Source organism: Mycobacterium innocens (assembly GCF_900566055.1).
Lineage (GTDB): Bacteria > Actinomycetota > Actinomycetes > Mycobacteriales > Mycobacteriaceae > Mycobacterium > Mycobacterium innocens.
In genome coordinates this window covers 1-1,640 of the sequence record NZ_UPHQ01000343.1, presented here as the reverse complement: position 1 = coordinate 1,640, position 1,640 = coordinate 1, and the positions used below count along the sequence as shown (strand labels likewise).

Sequence of the window (1,640 nt, the reverse complement as noted above, 5' to 3'; positions counted from 1 at the left end):
GGGTTGTGTTTTTGGGCAGGGCTGGTGTATTACCCAACTCGCGGTGTTGGGCGCTGTTGGTCAGCGGGTGGGTGCGTATTGGTGGATTGCGAACAGGTCGGCGAGTCGCTGTTGGGTCGGGCTCATGTCGGTGAGCATGCGCTGCACGCGAGGCCGTCCCTTGCTGCCGTCGTGGTAAATCAACACGGTCTCTTGGATGCCGACGAGTTCGTCGAGCAATTCGCGTACCGACAGGTGCAGCCCGGCGTGCTCGGTCTGGCGGCGCATCAGGTGGGCGACGGCCAGGGCGAGCACGCAGTAGAACACGTGCACCCGGATCTTGGAGTCAGTCCAGTGGTGCATCGGGCTGAACGAGACCACGTGGGGGTCCTTGAGCTGGCGGAACCCGAATTCGGCGTCGGATTGAGATCGGTAGGCGGCCACCACGTCGGGCACCGGCCAGTCGCGGTTGGTGAACAGGATGCGCTTGCCGAACAGCCGCTCTTCCAGGCGCTTTCGGGCCTTGGTGTCGGTGCGCCAGGACAGCCTCAACTGGGCGGGCGCCTCGCCGGTGAGGGTGACGGTGAGGATGTCGGCGACCCAGCGGGGCTTGCAGATCGCGGTGATCTCGGCCTGGACCCGGTCGCGGTCGCGGCGGGTGCGGCCGCGCGCGAGGCGGGCGGCCAGGTCGGCGAGTCGGCGGCGGGCCTTGGCCAGGGTCTGGTCCAGGCCGCGGGATTGCTTGGCGTGCAGGTTCGCCGAGTGGGTGAGCACCGCTCGGCGGGTGACGCCGAGCGCGGTGACGGTGGTGTCGACATGGCTCAGCCCGGGGTAGCGGTCGTCGTCCACGGGCCGGTAGTCCCGGGTCGGGATCTGCAGCAGGTCGGGGTGATCGCTGGGCGGCAGCGAACCGACGAACCCGATCCCGTGCGCCTCCACCACCGCATGGTTGTCGCTGCTGTTCTGCCCGGCGTCGTAGACCACGGTCAGCGACTCCACGTGCTCGACCAGGTCCCGGTAGCGGGTGACCAGTTCGTCGACGACGGTGCTGAACTGGGTGACATCGGGCCGGTCCCCGGGATAGGCATGCGCGATCACCGGCACCCCGCCGTCGCGGGTGACGACCAGGGCCAGCCCGACCAACCGCAGATCGGTGCGTTTCTGCTTGGCCTTGCCCCGCTGCGCGATCGGCGCGCGGTCGTTGCCGGTGTCGATGAAGGTGGCGAAATTGGTCATGTCCAACGCCAGCCCGGTCAAATCCAGCCCGAACTCGGTCACCATCCGCCGTCCCAGCCGGGTCTCGATCTCACGCAGTTCGGTCTGGCCGAGGCGGTCCATCGCGTCCCAGAACCGGCGATGATCCACCGCGGCCCGGTCCAGCTTCACCCACCGCGGCCCGGCCGTGGTCGCCCACCAGTCGGCGAAGCCGCGCTTGGAACATGGGTCGACAATCCGGTTCGCGCACGCCAGCGCCAGATAGGTGCCCACCGATGCGGCCGCGTTCGCGTACCGGGGCGCCACCTCGTCGACGATGCCGGCCACATCCAGCCGGGCCAGCATCGACCACACCGCAGCCAGATCCCCGAACTGCTTGTGCTGGCTACGGATCGGCTGCCCGGCCGGCGTCTCGGACAGCTTCGCCATCACCTCCTCCGCGCTGC

The 1,640-nt window shown here is 68.7% G+C and carries 1 protein-coding gene; it reads right to left on the bottom strand.

Going from position 1 to position 1,640, the window contains the following annotated elements:
- Window positions 1-60 precede the first annotated feature (60 nt).
- The coding region (locus tag EET03_RS29605) for an IS1634 family transposase (protein ID WP_075542923.1) at window positions 61-1,640 on the bottom strand (1,580 nt) is incomplete at its 5' end.